Below are 323 nucleotides of genomic sequence, written 5' to 3'. Positions count from 1 at the left end.
GGTCTAACCGCTTTTCGACGTCACGTTTGCGCCAGCAGCGGACATCGTGGCGTCGCAAACTTTTTCTATTTCTCCGTCGATTTGATCACGACCGCCAGGGATATTGTCAATGGGATGGGAAGCACTGGAGCAATGGGGTGAAGGTGCGGTCCGCATCGAACCACTTGCCGGTGGAGTCGCCAACGACGTGTGGAGCGTTCGCATCAATGGGCAGATCGCGGTCGGTCGTTTCGGCTCCAGGACCGACGCTGACCTCGCCTGGGAAACCGAGCTGCTCCAACATCTCGACCGTGAAGGCTGTCTCTTATACACATCTCCGAGCC

At 57.9% G+C, this 323-nt stretch carries 1 pseudogene; it reads left to right on the top strand.

Annotated features, from left to right (window positions below):
• Nucleotides 1–109 precede the first annotated feature (109 nt).
• Nucleotides 110–323: pseudogene (locus AF337_RS24530) on the top strand (aminoglycoside phosphotransferase); the annotation flags it as partial.

The organism is Rhizobium ecuadorense (assembly GCF_001187535.1).
GTDB classification, from domain to species: Bacteria; Pseudomonadota; Alphaproteobacteria; order Rhizobiales; family Rhizobiaceae; genus Rhizobium; species Rhizobium ecuadorense.
This window is presented reverse-complemented; position numbering and strand designations above follow the sequence as displayed.